14 protein-coding genes and 1 pseudogene are annotated in these 15,243 nt (G+C 38.3%); all 15 read right to left on the reverse strand.

The genetic code is table 11. The features are described from left to right. Window positions 1-24: 24 nt before the first annotated feature. Window positions 25-921, reverse strand: coding sequence for a F0F1 ATP synthase subunit gamma (locus C7K43_RS05240; RefSeq protein ID WP_124005903.1), 897 nt, complete (start codon window positions 919-921; stop codon window positions 25-27). A gap of 22 nt (window positions 922-943) precedes the next feature. Further along, complete coding sequence (gene atpA / locus C7K43_RS05245; protein ID WP_124005904.1) at window positions 944-2,488, reverse strand: F0F1 ATP synthase subunit alpha; 1,545 nt, start codon at window positions 2,486-2,488, stop codon at window positions 944-946. A gap of 18 nt (window positions 2,489-2,506) precedes the next feature. After that, window positions 2,507-3,049 (reverse strand): F0F1 ATP synthase subunit delta, encoded by a 543-nt coding sequence (locus C7K43_RS05250; RefSeq protein ID WP_124005905.1) that lies wholly within the window; start codon window positions 3,047-3,049, stop codon window positions 2,507-2,509. Beyond that, complete coding sequence (atpF, locus tag C7K43_RS05255) at window positions 3,036-3,566, reverse strand: F0F1 ATP synthase subunit B (RefSeq protein WP_124005906.1); 531 nt, start codon at window positions 3,564-3,566, stop codon at window positions 3,036-3,038. Before atpF ends, C7K43_RS05250 begins: the two co-directional genes overlap by 14 nt. A 99-nt stretch (window positions 3,567-3,665) precedes the next feature. Beyond that, window positions 3,666-3,875, reverse strand: coding sequence for an ATP synthase F0 subunit C (gene atpE, locus C7K43_RS05260; RefSeq protein ID WP_124005907.1), 210 nt, complete (start codon window positions 3,873-3,875; stop codon window positions 3,666-3,668). A 26-nt stretch (window positions 3,876-3,901) separates the two neighbouring features. Next, window positions 3,902-4,618 carry a F0F1 ATP synthase subunit A gene (atpB, locus tag C7K43_RS05265; RefSeq protein WP_124005908.1) on the reverse strand — a complete coding sequence of 239 codons (717 nt, stop codon included), beginning with the start codon at window positions 4,616-4,618 and terminating at the stop codon, window positions 3,902-3,904. A gap of 284 nt (window positions 4,619-4,902) precedes the next feature. Further along, window positions 4,903-5,361 carry an SsrA-binding protein SmpB gene (gene smpB / locus C7K43_RS05270; protein WP_124005909.1) on the reverse strand — a complete coding sequence of 153 codons (459 nt, stop codon included), beginning with the start codon at window positions 5,359-5,361 and terminating at the stop codon, window positions 4,903-4,905. Between the two features lie 23 nt (window positions 5,362-5,384). Next, window positions 5,385-7,712, reverse strand: a complete 2,328-nt coding sequence (gene rnr / locus C7K43_RS05275; protein WP_124005910.1) for a ribonuclease R — start codon at window positions 7,710-7,712, stop codon at window positions 5,385-5,387. 2 nt (window positions 7,713-7,714) lie between these two features. Beyond that, window positions 7,715-8,470 (reverse strand): alpha/beta hydrolase, encoded by a 756-nt coding sequence (locus C7K43_RS05280; RefSeq protein WP_124005911.1) that lies wholly within the window; start codon window positions 8,468-8,470, stop codon window positions 7,715-7,717. 79 nt (window positions 8,471-8,549) lie between these two features. After that, the gene (secG, locus tag C7K43_RS05285) at window positions 8,550-8,786 is read right to left on the reverse strand and encodes a preprotein translocase subunit SecG (protein ID WP_124005912.1); all 237 of its coding nucleotides are present in this window, start codon (window positions 8,784-8,786) and stop codon (window positions 8,550-8,552) included. Between the two features lie 203 nt (window positions 8,787-8,989). Beyond that, window positions 8,990-10,407: pseudogene (locus C7K43_RS05290) on the reverse strand (ISLre2 family transposase). A gap of 289 nt (window positions 10,408-10,696) precedes the next feature. After that, window positions 10,697-11,998, reverse strand: coding sequence for a phosphopyruvate hydratase (gene eno, locus C7K43_RS05295; RefSeq protein WP_124005913.1), 1,302 nt, complete (start codon window positions 11,996-11,998; stop codon window positions 10,697-10,699). Between the two features lie 112 nt (window positions 11,999-12,110). Then, complete coding sequence (tpiA, locus tag C7K43_RS05300) at window positions 12,111-12,866, reverse strand: triose-phosphate isomerase (protein WP_124005914.1); 756 nt, start codon at window positions 12,864-12,866, stop codon at window positions 12,111-12,113. A gap of 41 nt (window positions 12,867-12,907) precedes the next feature. Then, window positions 12,908-14,098: a phosphoglycerate kinase gene (locus C7K43_RS05305; protein ID WP_124005915.1), complete on the reverse strand. Its 1,191-nt coding sequence runs from the start codon at window positions 14,096-14,098 to the stop codon at window positions 12,908-12,910. Between the two features lie 114 nt (window positions 14,099-14,212). Next, entirely contained in the window at window positions 14,213-15,214 is a 1,002-nt protein-coding gene (gap, locus tag C7K43_RS05310; protein ID WP_124005916.1) for a type I glyceraldehyde-3-phosphate dehydrogenase, read from the reverse strand. Between the last annotated feature and the right edge of the window lie 29 nt (window positions 15,215-15,243).

Consider the following 15,243-nt stretch of genomic DNA (forward strand, 5'->3'; position numbering starts at 1 on the left):
TTCTTCCTCCATTCATTCATGAAATCATTCTAAAGCGGCTGCGCCACCAACAATTTCTGTAATTTCTTGGGTAATAGCCCCTTGACGAGCACGATTATATGAAGTCGTCAAATCATTAATAATATTGTTAGCATTATCTGAAGCCGTCTGCATGGCAGTCATTCCTGCCGCGTGTTCTGCAGTCTTAGCATCGACGATCGCTCCGTAGATTAGACTTTCAGCATATTGCGGCAATAATTCTTCTAGAATTTCCTCTTCTGAGGGTTCGAAAATATATTCCTGCTCATATTCCGTTGCTTCACCCGGATCCAAGTCCGAAATAGGTAACATTTTTTCTACTCGAAATTGGCTTGTCAGCGAATTTACGTGGTGGTTATAACAAACATACAACTCATCAAAAACTTCATTTTGGAACATTGAAGTTGTTAAATTAACAATTTTTCTTACTTCTTCAAAACTTGGTTGGTCTGATAAATTACGTAGTTCATATGCAATATCGATCCCTCTTGTGTTAAAAAAGTCCGCTCCTGTTCCACCAATGGTAATCATTACATATTCATTGGAAGAATCATGGTCTTCTTGTAGCATCGTCATCATTTGCTTCAAAATAGAACTATTATAATTTCCTACAAGTCCTCCATCGGAAGTAATCACAATATAAGCCGTCCTTTTTACCGGTCGACGTACTAACATGGGGTTTAATTGTTTTAATTTTTCAACAGAATTCACATCCGTCAATTGACCAGCTACAATATGGGTCACTAACTCACGAATTTTACTGGCATAAATTTGAAATTGCTTGGAATTGGTTTCTGACTTCGTTAGTTTAGAAGCCGAAACCATCTGCATTGCTTTGGTTATTTGCCCTGTCTTTTTTGTAGACGCAATTCGATCTCTAATTTCATTTAAAGAAGCAGCCATAGATCTTCACCTCTTTTATCTATTACAATGATTGTACACTATCTCTTAGTGAACCGTTTTGTATTTCATCCATAAACGTTTGTCTAAACTCTTTAATAGGTTCGTCTATCTTTTCTTCGGCAGGAAGATCTTCCGTCTGATTAATTTCATTAAGAACCTCTGGATGATTAGCGTCCACGTAATCAAATAACTCATGTTCAAAATTTAAAAGTTGATTTACCGGGATACTATCAAGAAAACCATGGGTTAATGCATACAAAATTAACACTTGTTTAGCCATCGGTAAGGGCTCATGCAACCCTTGTTTTAAAATTTCCACAGTCCGACGTCCACGGTTAAGTTTGGCTTGTGTGGCTTGGTCTAAGTCAGATCCAAATTGGGTAAATGCTTCAAGTTCACGGAAACTTGCTAAATCAACACGCAAGGTCCCCGAAACCTTTTTCATTGCTTTTGTTTGTGCGGACCCACCAACACGTGAAACCGACAGTCCAGCATCAATCGATGGTCGTACACCTGAATAGAATAAATCACTTTCTAAAAAGATCTGCCCATCTGTAATCGAAATGACGTTAGTTGGAATGTAAGCAGAAATATCTCCTGCTTGGGTCTCAACAAATGGTAACGCGGTCAAAGAGCCGCCTCCCAAATCATCACTTAATTTTGCTGCGCGTTCTAATAAACGTGAATGCAAATAAAATACATCCCCTGGATAAGCTTCACGACCAGGTGGACGGCGTAATAGTAAGGAAAGTTCACGATAAGCAGCCGCTTGTTTTGATAGATCATCAGATACAACGAGCACATCTTTTCCTTCATACATGAACTCTTCTCCCATTGCTGTTCCAGCATAAGGTGCAATATATAATAATGGCGCTGGTTCAGAAGCGCCTGCTGCCATAACAATCGTATAATCTAGCGCGCCATATTGTCTTAACGTTTCCGTTTGAGCTCGGACAGTGGAATCTTTTTGTCCAATTGCTATATAAATACAGATAACATCTTGCCCTTTTTGGTTAAGGATGGTATCTATCGCAATCGTCGTTTTTCCCGTTTTTCTATCACCAATGACTAACTCCCGTTGACCACGACCAATAGGAACTAAAGCATCCACTGCTTTCAATCCCGTTTGCATCGGTTGTGAAACAGATTGGCGATCCATTACTCCCGGGGCCGCTCCTTCAACTGGACGTGTTTTATCCGTTTTGATATCCCCTAAACCATCAATTGCTTGACCTAGTGGGTTTACTACACGGCCAATCATTTCTTTTCCTACAGGAACTTCCATGATGCGTCCTGTTCGTTTGACTCGATCGCCTTCACGAATATCATCAAAATCCCCTAAAATAATAATCCCAACATCATTGGACTCTAAATTTTGCGCCATTCCGTAAGAACCATTGGAAAATTCAAGTAGTTCTCCACTCATCGCATTTTCTAAACCATGTGCACGTGCAATCCCGTCACCAATATAAGTCACCGTACCAACTTCTTCTACCGATAACTTCTCTTGGTAATTGTCAATTTGTTCTTTGAGTAGGGCACTGATTTCTTCTGCTTTAATGGCCATTTGCTTCACCTCTGTTTTCTATTTGCTCAATTCTTTACGCAAATTTTCAATCTGAGTCTTAATACTACCGTCAATGACTCGATCCTTTGTTTCAACAATGATTCCCCCAACAATGGAAGGATCCACGTTTTCTTGCAAATTTGCTGTTTTATAACCAAATTTTTGTGCAATATTGGCTGTTAATTTGGCCTTTTGTTCTTTTTTTAAAGGGATGGCTGAAGTAACCGTTCCTAAAAGGATTTCCTTGTGTTCATCATATCTTTTTTCATACTCATCGATAATCAACAATAAATCATACATACGGCCATATTGAAAAATGATTTCCAATGTATCATGAACGATGCCATCGAAATTTTCGACTAGATTATTCATAATACTTCTTTTTTCCTGCAGATTTAAGCGCCTATCACTTAATATGTTGCCCAAATCAGGAACAGCTTCAAAGATATCACGCAAGGCTAGTAGCTCTTTATAAACGTCTTCGATTTGGCCTTTTTCCGCCGCCAGTTCATATAACGCCTTACCGTAACGTTTAGCTACTGTATTTTTATCTAGTTTCATCTTCTGAACCTATACTTTCGATATATTGATTAATCAACGTTTCATGCGCTTCTTCAGAAAGCTCTTTATTTAAGATCTTTTCTGCGATTTGTAATGAAAGATCGGCAACGTCACCTTTAACTGACGCTAAGGCTGTTTGCCGTTCGACCGAAATATCACCTTGAGCTTTTTCTTTCATTTGAGATACTTCATCTTGCGCATCGCTGACTATTTGTTGGCGGCTTGACTCTCCGTTACTCTTAGCGTTTTTGATGATGTCTGATGCTTCAGACTTAGAAGCTGACAATTGTTTTTGTCGGTTTTCTTCTAATTCTTTGGCTTGCTCACGTGATTGTTCGGCTGAATCTAAATCATTGGCGATCTTTTTTTCACGTTTATTCATCATATCAGCAATCGCGTTCCAGGCAAATTTTTTCAAAAGCGCCAGTAATAAAACAAACGATCCGCTCACAACAACAATACTTGAAATCGTAGTGTTTTGTACATCTGCAACTGATAAAACCAATTGATTTAGCATAGCTTGTAACTCCTTTACAACTTATTTTATAATTATAGACCTTTTATGACAAAAAAAGCAGAAGGACGTAAGAAACGATCACCTCCGCTTTTCTAGCTATTACAAGATCATAAGTAAGGCAATAACGATCCCTAAGATGGGTACAGCTTCGATAAAAGCGACCCCTAGGATCATGGTAGAACGTAATTGACCAGCCATTTCGGGTTGGCGAGCCATCGATTCTAATGCTTGTGATACAACTTTTGAGTTCCCGTAACCAGCACCAATAGCTGCACCGATAATTGCTAATCCTGCTCCAATAAATGACATAACATTTTTCCTCCTATTATATATGCTTATTCTTTTTCAATTTTATTATCTAAGAAAACCATTGCTAAAGTGACAAAAACATAGGCTTGGATGGCACCAATAAATAGTGAGAAGCCAATCCAAATCATTTCAAGTGGTATCGCCAAAGGCAATGCTAACCAGCCCAGGTTATTTACTATTGAAACAATCAATCCTAACAAAATTTCACCTGCAAAAATGTTGCCGTACAAACGTAGACCTAATGTAATCACGTTCGTAAATTCTTCCAATAATTTTATCGGTAAGACGATTCCTACGGGGCGAAGATAACTATTGACTAGATATTCTTTTGTTCCCATCTTTTTTACACCAAAGAAATGAGTCAACAAAATCACCATAAAAGCAAGGCCTAGTGTAACAACCGGGTCTGCTGTGGGACTTTTCCATAAGGTTAAATCATCATGGATGACGATTTTTGTTATAAGTCCAATTTCATTTGACACGAATATAAATAAAAATAGAACAAACGCATAGAAATCGTAATTTCCTACTTCTTTTTTGGGCAATTGCGAAGAAGCGACTCCACGCACAAAGTCGATTACCCACTCAATGAAATTTTGCTTACCCTTTGGCTTCATTTGTAAGTTTCTCGTACAAATAACAACAACGGCAAAAATAATCGCACATGTCAGAAGTGTCATTATAACGATGGTCCCATCAAACCAAACAGGTCCAATATGAAACAAGAGCGAACGTTCATCCAAATACTCTCACCTTCTTTCCCGTAAAATCTCAAAACCACGGATAAAATCGAATGTCCTTGATTTATTCAACATTCGATATCATACCACCAGGAAAAGAAAATTTCAAAATATTTTCATCGAAAATCCTGGGAAATAAGCCATTGAAAAAACTAATTGAAAACTTAAAATGCCAAAGGTTTATCAATGATAAAAAAACATTGCTTACTTACGCATTTACAAAAGCCCTCTTATATCATATCAAATCTTTGCCTGAATTCAAACTAAAGACCATTGAAAATCGAAGCTTAGTAATCTTTCAATGCACGTTGGATTTGTCGTTCTTGGTCTTTACGTTTCAAGGTTTCACGTTTGTCATATTCTCTCTTACCTTTGGCTAAACCAACCAATACTTTAGCATAACCGTCTTTGATATAGACTTTTAAGGGAATGACAGTAATTCCTTTATTTTTTGTCTCTTCATGTAATTTGGCAATTTGTTTTTTATGCATAAGCAATTTGCGACTTCTTAGAGGATCGTGATTAAACAAGTTCCCTTGATCATAAGGGCTAATATGCACATTAAATAGATAGGCTTCTCCATCACGAAAACGGACAAATCCATCCTTTAAATTAATTCTGCCATTTCTAATCGATTTAATTTCTGTTCCTTTTAGGGCAAGCCCAGCTTCTACAGTTTCAAGAATCGTATAATCATGTCTTGCTTTTCTATTTTGCGCAACTAGGTTTCCATTTCCTTTTGGCATGGACCTGGCCTCCTCACTTTAAACTATCTTTTTTTCTTTGTACCTTTTGGGGCGCCTTTATAAAAAGGCTGCTTCTTTTTATTTTTCCCCTTTTTTCCATTTTTATCCTTTTTTTTCGCCGGTATGTCTTCCTGATTCTTTCTCCGTTGCTTACGGTTTTGTTGCTTTTTTTGTTGAGGCGGTGCAACTTCTTGTGCATCTACTAATTCAAAATCTACTTCGCGTGTTTCAGGATCTGCTTTGGTCACACGTACTTTTACCTGTTGGCCGATCTTAAATGTTTGATTCGTTCGTTCGCCAACGAGTGCAAGTTGGCTTTCAACAAATTGAAAATAATCATTTTGTAACTCACTCACGTGAATTAGACCTTCAATCGTATTTGGCAATTCAACAAAAAAACCAAATTTAACTACAGAACTGATCACACCGTCAAATTCTTCATCAATATGATCTTGCATATATTCTGCTTTTTTCATTGAATCAACATCGCGTTCACAGTCAACCGCACGTCGTTCCATGTCAGAACTATGTTGTGCAATATCAGGAATCTCTTTAGCCCACTTCGATTGGTTGGCTTTTGATGTATCTTTACTATAGGAACGAATTAAACGATGGACCAATAAATCAGGATAACGACGGATCGGAGAAGTAAAATGAGTATAATATTCTGCTGCTAATCCGTAATGTCCTACATTTTCCTCTGAATAACGCGCCTGTTGCATGCTTCTTAGCAGCATTGTGTTAATAACCATACTTTCTGGTTTTTCTGCTGCCCTTTCTACTACTTCTTGTAGGTCTTTAGGGCTAATTGTGCCTTTTTTACTCTTAACAAGAATACCTAATGTTGCCGCAAAATCAAAGAATTGTTGTATTTTTTCTTCTTTAGGTTCTTCGTGGATCCGATAAATAAATGGTAAATTTAGTTGCTGATAGTGCTTTGCGATTGTTTCATTAGCACAAAGCATAAATGATTCAATAATCCGTTCACCAATTCCTCTTTGTCTTAAAACAATATCTAGTGGATGACCACTTTCATCTACAACTACTTGGGCTTCATTGTCTTCAAAAGTTAGAGCCCCGCGTTTAGTACGCATAGCTTCTAAACACTCATGCAGTTCTTTCATTGCTTGAAACATTGGCACTAAATCTTGGTATTGGGCCATTGTTTTCGGATTTTCATCTTCTAAAATTTCATTTATCGCAGTATAGGTCATTCGTTCATTCGTTTGGATGACACTTGGAAAAATATCAGAAGAAACTACATTTCCCTGAGCATCAACTTCCATTTCACAACTCATCGCTAGACGAGGTACTTTAGGATTTAACGAACAGATCCCATTAGACAAGCGTTGCGGTAACATAGGAACAACGCGGTCAGTTAGGTAAACACTCGTTCCACGTTCCAAAGCTTCTTTATCTAATGGACTATTTTCTGTTACATAATAAGAAACGTCAGCAATATGCACAGCCAAAAAGAAATGGCCGTTGTCTAGTTTTTTTACTGAGACTGCATCATCTAAATCCTTAGCTTCTTCACCATCAATCGTTACAATCATCTGATCTTGCCGATTTTTTCGATCGGGATAATCGTCAGGATGAATCGAATCAGGGACTTGATTGGCTTGTTCAAGTACTTCTTCAGAAAATTCAGTTGGAACATGATGGGCTGCTAAAACTGATAAAATATCCATTCCAGGTTCATCTTTATGCCCAATAACATTTTTTACCATCCCTTCTAAGCTATCAGCGTAGCCTTTTTCAGGATAATGAGTAATTTCTGCAATCACGATGTTTCCATCTACTGGACGGAGCCCTACGGCCGAGATCAGTACTTTAAATCCAGCTAATTTTTTTTCTTTAGGAATAATCACGCCATACAAATCTGTATCCGCAATTTCTTCTTCGGAAAATAGCTGAAATTCGCCAACAACTTGCGTGGTATTTCTTTGCCGTATTTCTACAATCTGACCTTCAGCTCCCAATCCATCAGCAGGATCTGCCGGTTTTATGATATCAACTGCTACCAAATCACCGTCCATTGCGTAACCTGTATGTTCTTTTCCGATATATACGTCGTCTTCTTCCGGATCAATCGTCACAAAACCAAATCCTCGCTCATTTGCACGAAAAGTTCCTTCAAGTAGCACTTGCTTAGTCGGAAGTTTTACTTTCCCTTTTTTATTGAAAACGACCAGTTCTTCTCTTTCCATTGTTGCTATAGTTTGTACTAATGCTTTAAAATCGTCACTTTTTGCAAGTCCCAAATTTTCTGCGATTTCTTCCATCGAGAAACTTTTTTTGGAACTATTTTCCATAAAGTGTAAGACTTTCGTTTTTATTGTCTCTTTCATATTCATTCCTCATTCCAAGGCAAACTTTCCAGATAAGCTAATACATCCTTTTCAAACTGCTTTCTTTCCGGTCCAACAGTCACTACGTGATCACTTTCTGGATACCATTGCAGCGTTGTTTTTGTTTGTTCTAACGCTTGCATCGTTTTAAAAACAGTTGAAGCATCAATCATTTGATCTTGACCAGCTTGGGCCAAAAAGACAGGAATCCTAATTGTGCTTACCTTTTCACTAACACTTTCTGAAAAGTTTTCTATTTCCTTTAATTGTACTTTTGAATTTTTGGCAATACTTGCCAATTTTCCTTTTAAATTTTCTTCGGACAAGTTTGTATAACTTAAAACTTTTTTTGCATAACGATAAAAGTTTTCTGGGACATGGGTGTGGGTTTTAAATATCGGTGAGCAAAAGCACCCACCTCCGATAACCGCAGGATCTTTTTGGATCAATGCCCCCATCGCCATTATGCCACCCATTGATAACCCAAGTACAGCCAGTTGTTTATAACCTTTCTCTTTTAAACGTTCAATTGCAGCTTGAGTATTTTGAAACCAAAGATCAACTTTTTGATCTAAAATATCCTGGGGCTCCATTGTTCCATGTCCACTAAACATAGGAGCGTAAACAGTATAATTGGCTTTTTCCAAAAAGCGAGAAAGCATATGAACATCGTTGGGGCTGCCCGAATATGCATGTAATAAAATAACCGCTTTTTTCCCGTGTTCTTCTAGTAATGGTTTAGGTAAATTTATTTGCAATGTCTAACACCTCTTAGCTTTCATTCTACCATAAAAAAAGAGTTTGAGAACAATACTCAAACTCTTTGCTAGCTATTTCCTATTGAGAAGATAACAACACTAAAACAAATAACAAAATCATCCAGATTGTACCTAGTATTGCTGTTGAACGTTTCATAACTGCTTCAAATCCTCTTGCCTTTTGTTTACCAAAAAGATTATCTGCACCGCCAGTAAAAGCACTAGCTGCACTATTTTGTTTACTCGGTTGGAGCATGATTGTAATGACCAAAATGACCGAAAGCACAATTACTGCGCTTAATATTAAATTATACAAACTCTTGACACCTGCCTTCATCTGTTATCGTCTAGTACACTTTAGCATAATTTTTACTGAATGGCTAGTCTTGCGAATAATTGGTATGTGTCAAATTTTTTGAGGTCGAATAAAAAATGACCTTTGGGACAGACACTTTTGTATTTTTTTACCTCACGTTCGTTCGGTTAGACCTCATGATATCTAACAAAAACAAGTTTTTATTAGATATAATTCGGTGTCGTTATTAATTGCTCCAACCCTTTGGCGAATTGGCCTAAGGGCGCACTTTTGGCTTTTCCTTCGCCGATTTGCCCCTTCAAGGCCCCTTCATGCGTTTGAAAGTTAGGCTTTTTCTGTACCCAACGTTTCATGGCTTTCCAACGCTTTTCCTGGGCGACCACGTCGTTAGGAAGAGCTTCATATTGGTTCAACCAACCATCAAATTCTTGGTTTCTTAAACTATCAATGACACGAATCATGGCCTGCGCGCCCGTTTTTGTCCACAACCGTCCTTGGCGCTTCATCCGGTAGGTCATCTTCCGATGGGTGCTTTCGATTGTGCCAATACAAGCTTTGGAATCCATGATCCCTCGGGCTTTCCGAGGTTTTAAATACGGCCAATTTCTTTGAAGATAATGATGGAGTAAGCGTAATTGTTCCAAGGTTTCAGCTTCCTTTTCTTCGATCAAACTTTCCGAGGTATCTAAGACAAGCTGGACCTCTGGCCAATGATAATGTTGAATCGCCTGGATCATCCGATTTTGAAGTTGTGGGACAAAAGACAGGCGTTCTTTGATTTTCCGATGGACATGATACCGATCACGAAAGTGTTCATGACGTAAACAGCCTAAGGAAAGTTCATCAAACACGGCTTTTTCATAGCCTGAACCCCATCACTATTGGAAACGACAACGGTATTTGTTAGATCATAATGCGCTTGAATATAGTTCATTATTTCTTTTTGCGCTTGTTGTCGGTTAAGATGACTGACAAAGTGCGGGGCGATCATTTCCGTGCGATTCCCGACTTTCTGGCTCCCTTCACATACTTGAAAACGATGGATTTCTAGCGACTGCTTCTTCTGACCGCCAATCTTCACTCCGTCGCCTTCTAAATATAAATAGGGCACTTTTTTCTTAGAAATGATCCCGTCGTAGCGACTTTCATGAGTACTTCGCGTCTGAATCAGTTCCCCGGTTTTGACCACCAGTTGTTGCACATTTTGGTGGCTCATACGCCAAGAAGTCAAACAATCAATCGCTTGGGAAACGTGACGATAGACCATGATGGACCCCAATTGAGAAACGTTGCGTAGCACAAGAGAACTATAACGGAAGCTCTTTCGAATCCCTAGAAATTCATCCAAAGGATAACGAATTTCATTGGCTTGATTTTTCATTCGGCGGCGAACATAGGTCACGGTGCCAAATAAAAAAGTCACCGTTCGTTCACTTTTACGATCCACTTGAAAGCCTTCCTTCTTGCATTGGGTCGAAACTTCTTCATCGAGAATTTGAAAAGCAAGTTGTGTTATCGTCGCTAGGAGTTGGGCAAAAAAGACCATCATGGCTTTTTCCCTTGCTAAAAAATTCGTTTCCTTCTTCATTACTTCAACTAAATCTGTTACAATAGATTCCATAAGAAACCGCCTTTATTCATTAGTGCCTGTAAGCCCAATGAATAGAGTAACGGTTTCTTTTTTATTCGTCTAGGGATAACCTCAATAAATTTTACACTTAGGAATAATTGAAATTAACTATTTTCATTAGACTAGTTTTCTTTATCATTTTGCCAAAATAATTCCTTTCCTTATACAAAAAAATCGGACGATTCACATTTGTTCAACAAATATGAAATCGTCCGATTCTAATTTTTTGCTCATTTATTCAAACTGATATTTGAATCAGTTTCTTTTCTTGATTAACAAACTATTTGTTTTTCAAGTTGTAGAAAGATTGTAGACCTTTGTATTGAGCAACTTCACCTAGTTGGTCTTCAATACGTAGTAATTGATTGTATTTTGCAATACGATCTGTACGCGATAATGAACCAGTCTTGATTTGACCAGCATTAGTAGCCACAGCAATATCAGAAATAGTAGTATCTTCTGTTTCACCAGAACGGTGAGAAACAACAGCTGTATAGCCAGCTTCTTTGGCCATTTCAATTGCATCAAATGTTTCTGTAAGCGTTCCGATTTGGTTTACTTTAATCAGAATTGAATTTGAGATATCTAAATCGATACCTTTTTGTAGAATTTCAGTATTAGTTACAAACAAATCGTCACCAACTAATTGAACTTTGTCGCCTAGGCGGTCTGTAAGTAATTTCCAACCATCCCAGTCGTTTTCATCCATACCATCTTCAATTGTAAGAAGTGGATATTTGTTTACTAATTCTTCGATATAATCTGCTTGTTCTGCAGCAGTACGTTTTGCACCATTAGGGCCTTCAAATTTTGTATAGTCATAAACGCCGTCTTCATAAAATTCAGAAGCAGCAACGTCAAAACCTAGATAAACATCTTTACCAGGTGTCAAACCAGCTTTTTCAATTGCAGCAATGATTGTTTCAACAGCATCTTCTGTTCCTTCAAAACGAGGAGCAAAGCCACCTTCATCACCGACAGCAGTTTCTAAGCCACGTTCGCTTAACAAGCTTTTCAAAGCATGGAAAGTTTCTGCGCCCCAGCGTAATGCTTCGCGGAAAGTTTTAGCACCAACAGGCAAAATCATGAACTCTTGGAAAGCGATAGGTGCATCAGAGTGCGAACCACCGTTAACAATATTCATCATAGGAGTAGGTAATACTTTGCTGTTGAATCCACCTAAATAGTGGTACAAAGGAATTTCCAAGTAATCAGCAGCAGCACGAGCAACAGCCAATGATACGCCTAGAATAGCGTTAGCACCTAATTTACCTTTGTTAGGTGTTCCATCGATAGCAATCATTGCTTTATCGATAGCTGTTTGATCACGAACGTCGAAACCAATCACTGCATCAGCGATAACGTTATTTACATTATCAACAGCTTTAGTTACGCCTTTTCCTTGGTAACGATTTTTATCGCCATCACGTAGTTCTACAGCTTCGTGTTCACCAGTTGAAGCTCCAGAAGGTACCAATCCACGTCCGAAAGCACCCGATTCTGTAAATACTTCAACCTCAATAGTTGGATTTCCACGAGAGTCTAAGACTTCGCGCGCATAAACATCAGTAATAATTGACATATAATTGTCTCTCCTTTTGAATTTGTTTTATCATAAGGGTTAACCCTTATGATTACTTTTATTTTAAAAGACTTTTCTTCGTACTGCAAATTAAACCGGTCTAAAGGTTGCTTTATTTTGCTCCTTCAACCAAGCTTAAGAATGAATCAGCTTTCAAGCTAGCACCGCCGACCAATGCGCCATCGACATTTTCTTTTGCCATATATTCAGCAACATTTTCTGGTTTGACTGAGCCGCCGTATTGAATACGTACTTTTTCAGCCGTATCGGTTCCATATAGATCTGCAACCTTTTTACGAACAACACCACAAATTTCATCTGCGATTTTAGCGTCAGCAGATTTACCAGTACCGATAGCCCAAATTGGTTCATAAGCGATAACCATACTAGCTACTTGTTCCTTGGATAGTCCAGCTAAATCTTTATTAATTTGGCCTTCGATCCATTCGCTAGTTTTACCTGCTTCATAAGTTTCTAAAGTTTCTCCGCAGCAAAGAATAGGAAGCATGCCATTATCAAAGATCGCTTTAGCTTTCTTGTTGATTTCTTCGTCTGTTTCATGGAAATATTCTCGTCGTTCAGAGTGGCCGATAATCACATAGTCGACCCCTAAATCTGCTAAAGCATACGGAGAAGTTTCCCCAGTAAATGCTCCTGAATTTTCAAAATAACAATTTTGTGCAGAAATTTGTAATTCAGTTCCTTTGGCTTCGTTAACCAATGTTTCCAAAAATAGTGCTGGCGCGCCAACAACAGCATCCACTTCATCGTTTGAAGGGATTTTGTTTTTTACAGCTTCAGCAAAATCTTTTGCTTCTTTTGCTGTTAAATTCATTTTCCAGTTTCCCGCAATAATCGGTTTGCGCATATTTGAACACTCCTTTATTTAACCTAACTGAAAGTTAAAATTTATTTATCATTAATAGCCGCTAGACCAGGCAAAGTCTTACCTTCTAACAATTCAAGACTTGCGCCACCACCAGTTGAGATATGCGTGAATTTATCAGCAAAACCTAAACTTTCAGCAGCTGCAGCAGAATCTCCGCCACCGATGATTGTTGTTGCGTCTTTCAAACTAGCAATTGCTTCACAAACACCGATCGTTCCTTTAGCAAAGTTGGACATTTCAAATACGCCCATTGGTCCGTTCCAAACCACGGTTTTTGCGTCTTTTAAAATACCGCTAAATAGTTCAACTGTTTTGGGTCCAATGTCTAAGCCCATTTGGTCTTCTGGAATCGATCCTTCATGAACTTCTGTCGGCACATCATTCGAAAATTCCTTGGCAGTTACTGAATCAACTGGTAAAACTAACTTGTCACCAGCTTTTTCAATTAAAGATTTAGCTAATTCAACTTTATCTTCTTCAACCATTGAATTCCCGATTTCTTCACCTTTAGCTTTATAGAATGTGTACGTCATTCCGCCACCGATTAGAATTTTATCAGCTTTTGCAATTAAGTTTTCGATAACACCAATCTTATCTGAAACTTTTGCACCACCTAAAATAGCAATCATTGGACGTTTAGGATTATCAACTGCTTCACCGATAAACTTAATTTCTTTTTCCATCAAGAAGCCGGCAACAGTTGGAATTCCTGTAGAAGCAATCCCCACATTTGATGCATGTGAACGATGAGCTGTCCCAAATGCATCATTAACAAATACATCGCCTAAAGAAGCCCAGTATTTGCCAAGTTCAGGATCATTTTTGCTTTCTTTTTTGCCGTCGATGTCTTCAAAACGAGTATTTTCAAAAACCACGATTTCGCCATCTTGCATGTCATCGATCGCTTTCTCTAATTCTTTACCGCGCGTTTCAGGAACAAATGTTACATCTCTGTCCACAAGTTCACCTAAGCGTTTAGCAACTGGAGCTAAGGATTTTCCTTCTTTATCTTCTTCGGTTTTTACACGGCCTAAATGGGAAAACAAAATAGCTTTGCCGCCATGTTGTGCTACATACTTAATTGTCGGAAGCGCCGCTTTGATCCGAGTATCATCTGTAATGTCACCGTCTTTTACCGGCACATTAAAATCCACCCTTACCAACACTTTTTTCCCCTTTAAATCAATATCTTCAACTGTTTTTTTAGCCATGGTTCTACCTCCTAAGTATCGTTTTCTTTAAAAAAAGCGGAGAAGCGCGTCGCTTCCCCGCTTTTATTCCCTAAATTCAAATGAATATTATTAGCAAGTGAATTTATTTACGGATTACAAAGTTGCTGCAAAATATTCTAACGTACGAACCATGTTTGAAGTAAAGCCATATTCGTTATCGTACCAAGCAACAGCTTTAACCAATTGTTCTCCGCTTTCGCCTTCCATGATAGCAGTTTGAGTTGCATCAAAGATAGAACCAGCAGCATAACCAATGGTGTCAGATGAAACAATTTCGTCTTCAGTGTAAGCAAATGCGTCTGATGAAGCTTCCTTCATAGCTGCGTTTACTTCATCAACTGATACGTTTTTGTTCAATACGCTGTATAGGTTAGTGATAGAACCACTAACTGTTGGTACGCGCAAAGCAGTACCATCAACTCGTCCGTTGATTTCTGGAATAACCTTACCAACCGCTTTAGCTGCGCCTGTTGATGCAGGAATAATGTTAGCAGCTCCGGCACGGTTTTTACGTCCACCAGGAGAGTCTTGTAATTTTTGAGTAGAAGTATAAGAGTGAACAGTTGTCATCAAAGCACGATCAATACCAAATTTGTCATTTAACACTTTAATAACAGGTGCTAAACAGTTTGTTGTACATGATGCAGCTGAAATAATTTCGTCTTTTGCTGTAACTGTTTCATGGTTTACACCATAAACAATTAATTTCGTTTCTTTTGATTTTGCTGGGCCTGAAAGCAACACTTTTTTCGCACCTGCATCGATATGAGCATGAGCGTCTGCTGCATCAGTAAAGAATCCAGTACATTCTAGTACTAAGTCAACGCCAAGTTCTCCCCAAGGCAATTTGCTAGGATCTTTTTCGTCATATGCTTTGATTTCTTTGCCGTCTACAACTAACGCATCGCCTTTAACTTCTACGCTGTATGGGAAACGACCTTGAGCTGTATCATATTTCAAAAGATAAGCCAAATCTTCGTTATCTGTTAAATCGTTAACTGCGATAACTTCTAATTCATCGCTTGCTTCTAAAATACGACGTAAAGCTAAACGACCAATACGTCCAAAACCATTAATAGCTACTTTTGTTGACATAATGTGATTTCCTCCTTATGAAAACCAAA

It is taken from the genome of Tetragenococcus koreensis, from assembly GCF_003795145.1.
GTDB classification, from domain to species: domain Bacteria; phylum Bacillota; class Bacilli; order Lactobacillales; family Enterococcaceae; genus Tetragenococcus; species Tetragenococcus koreensis.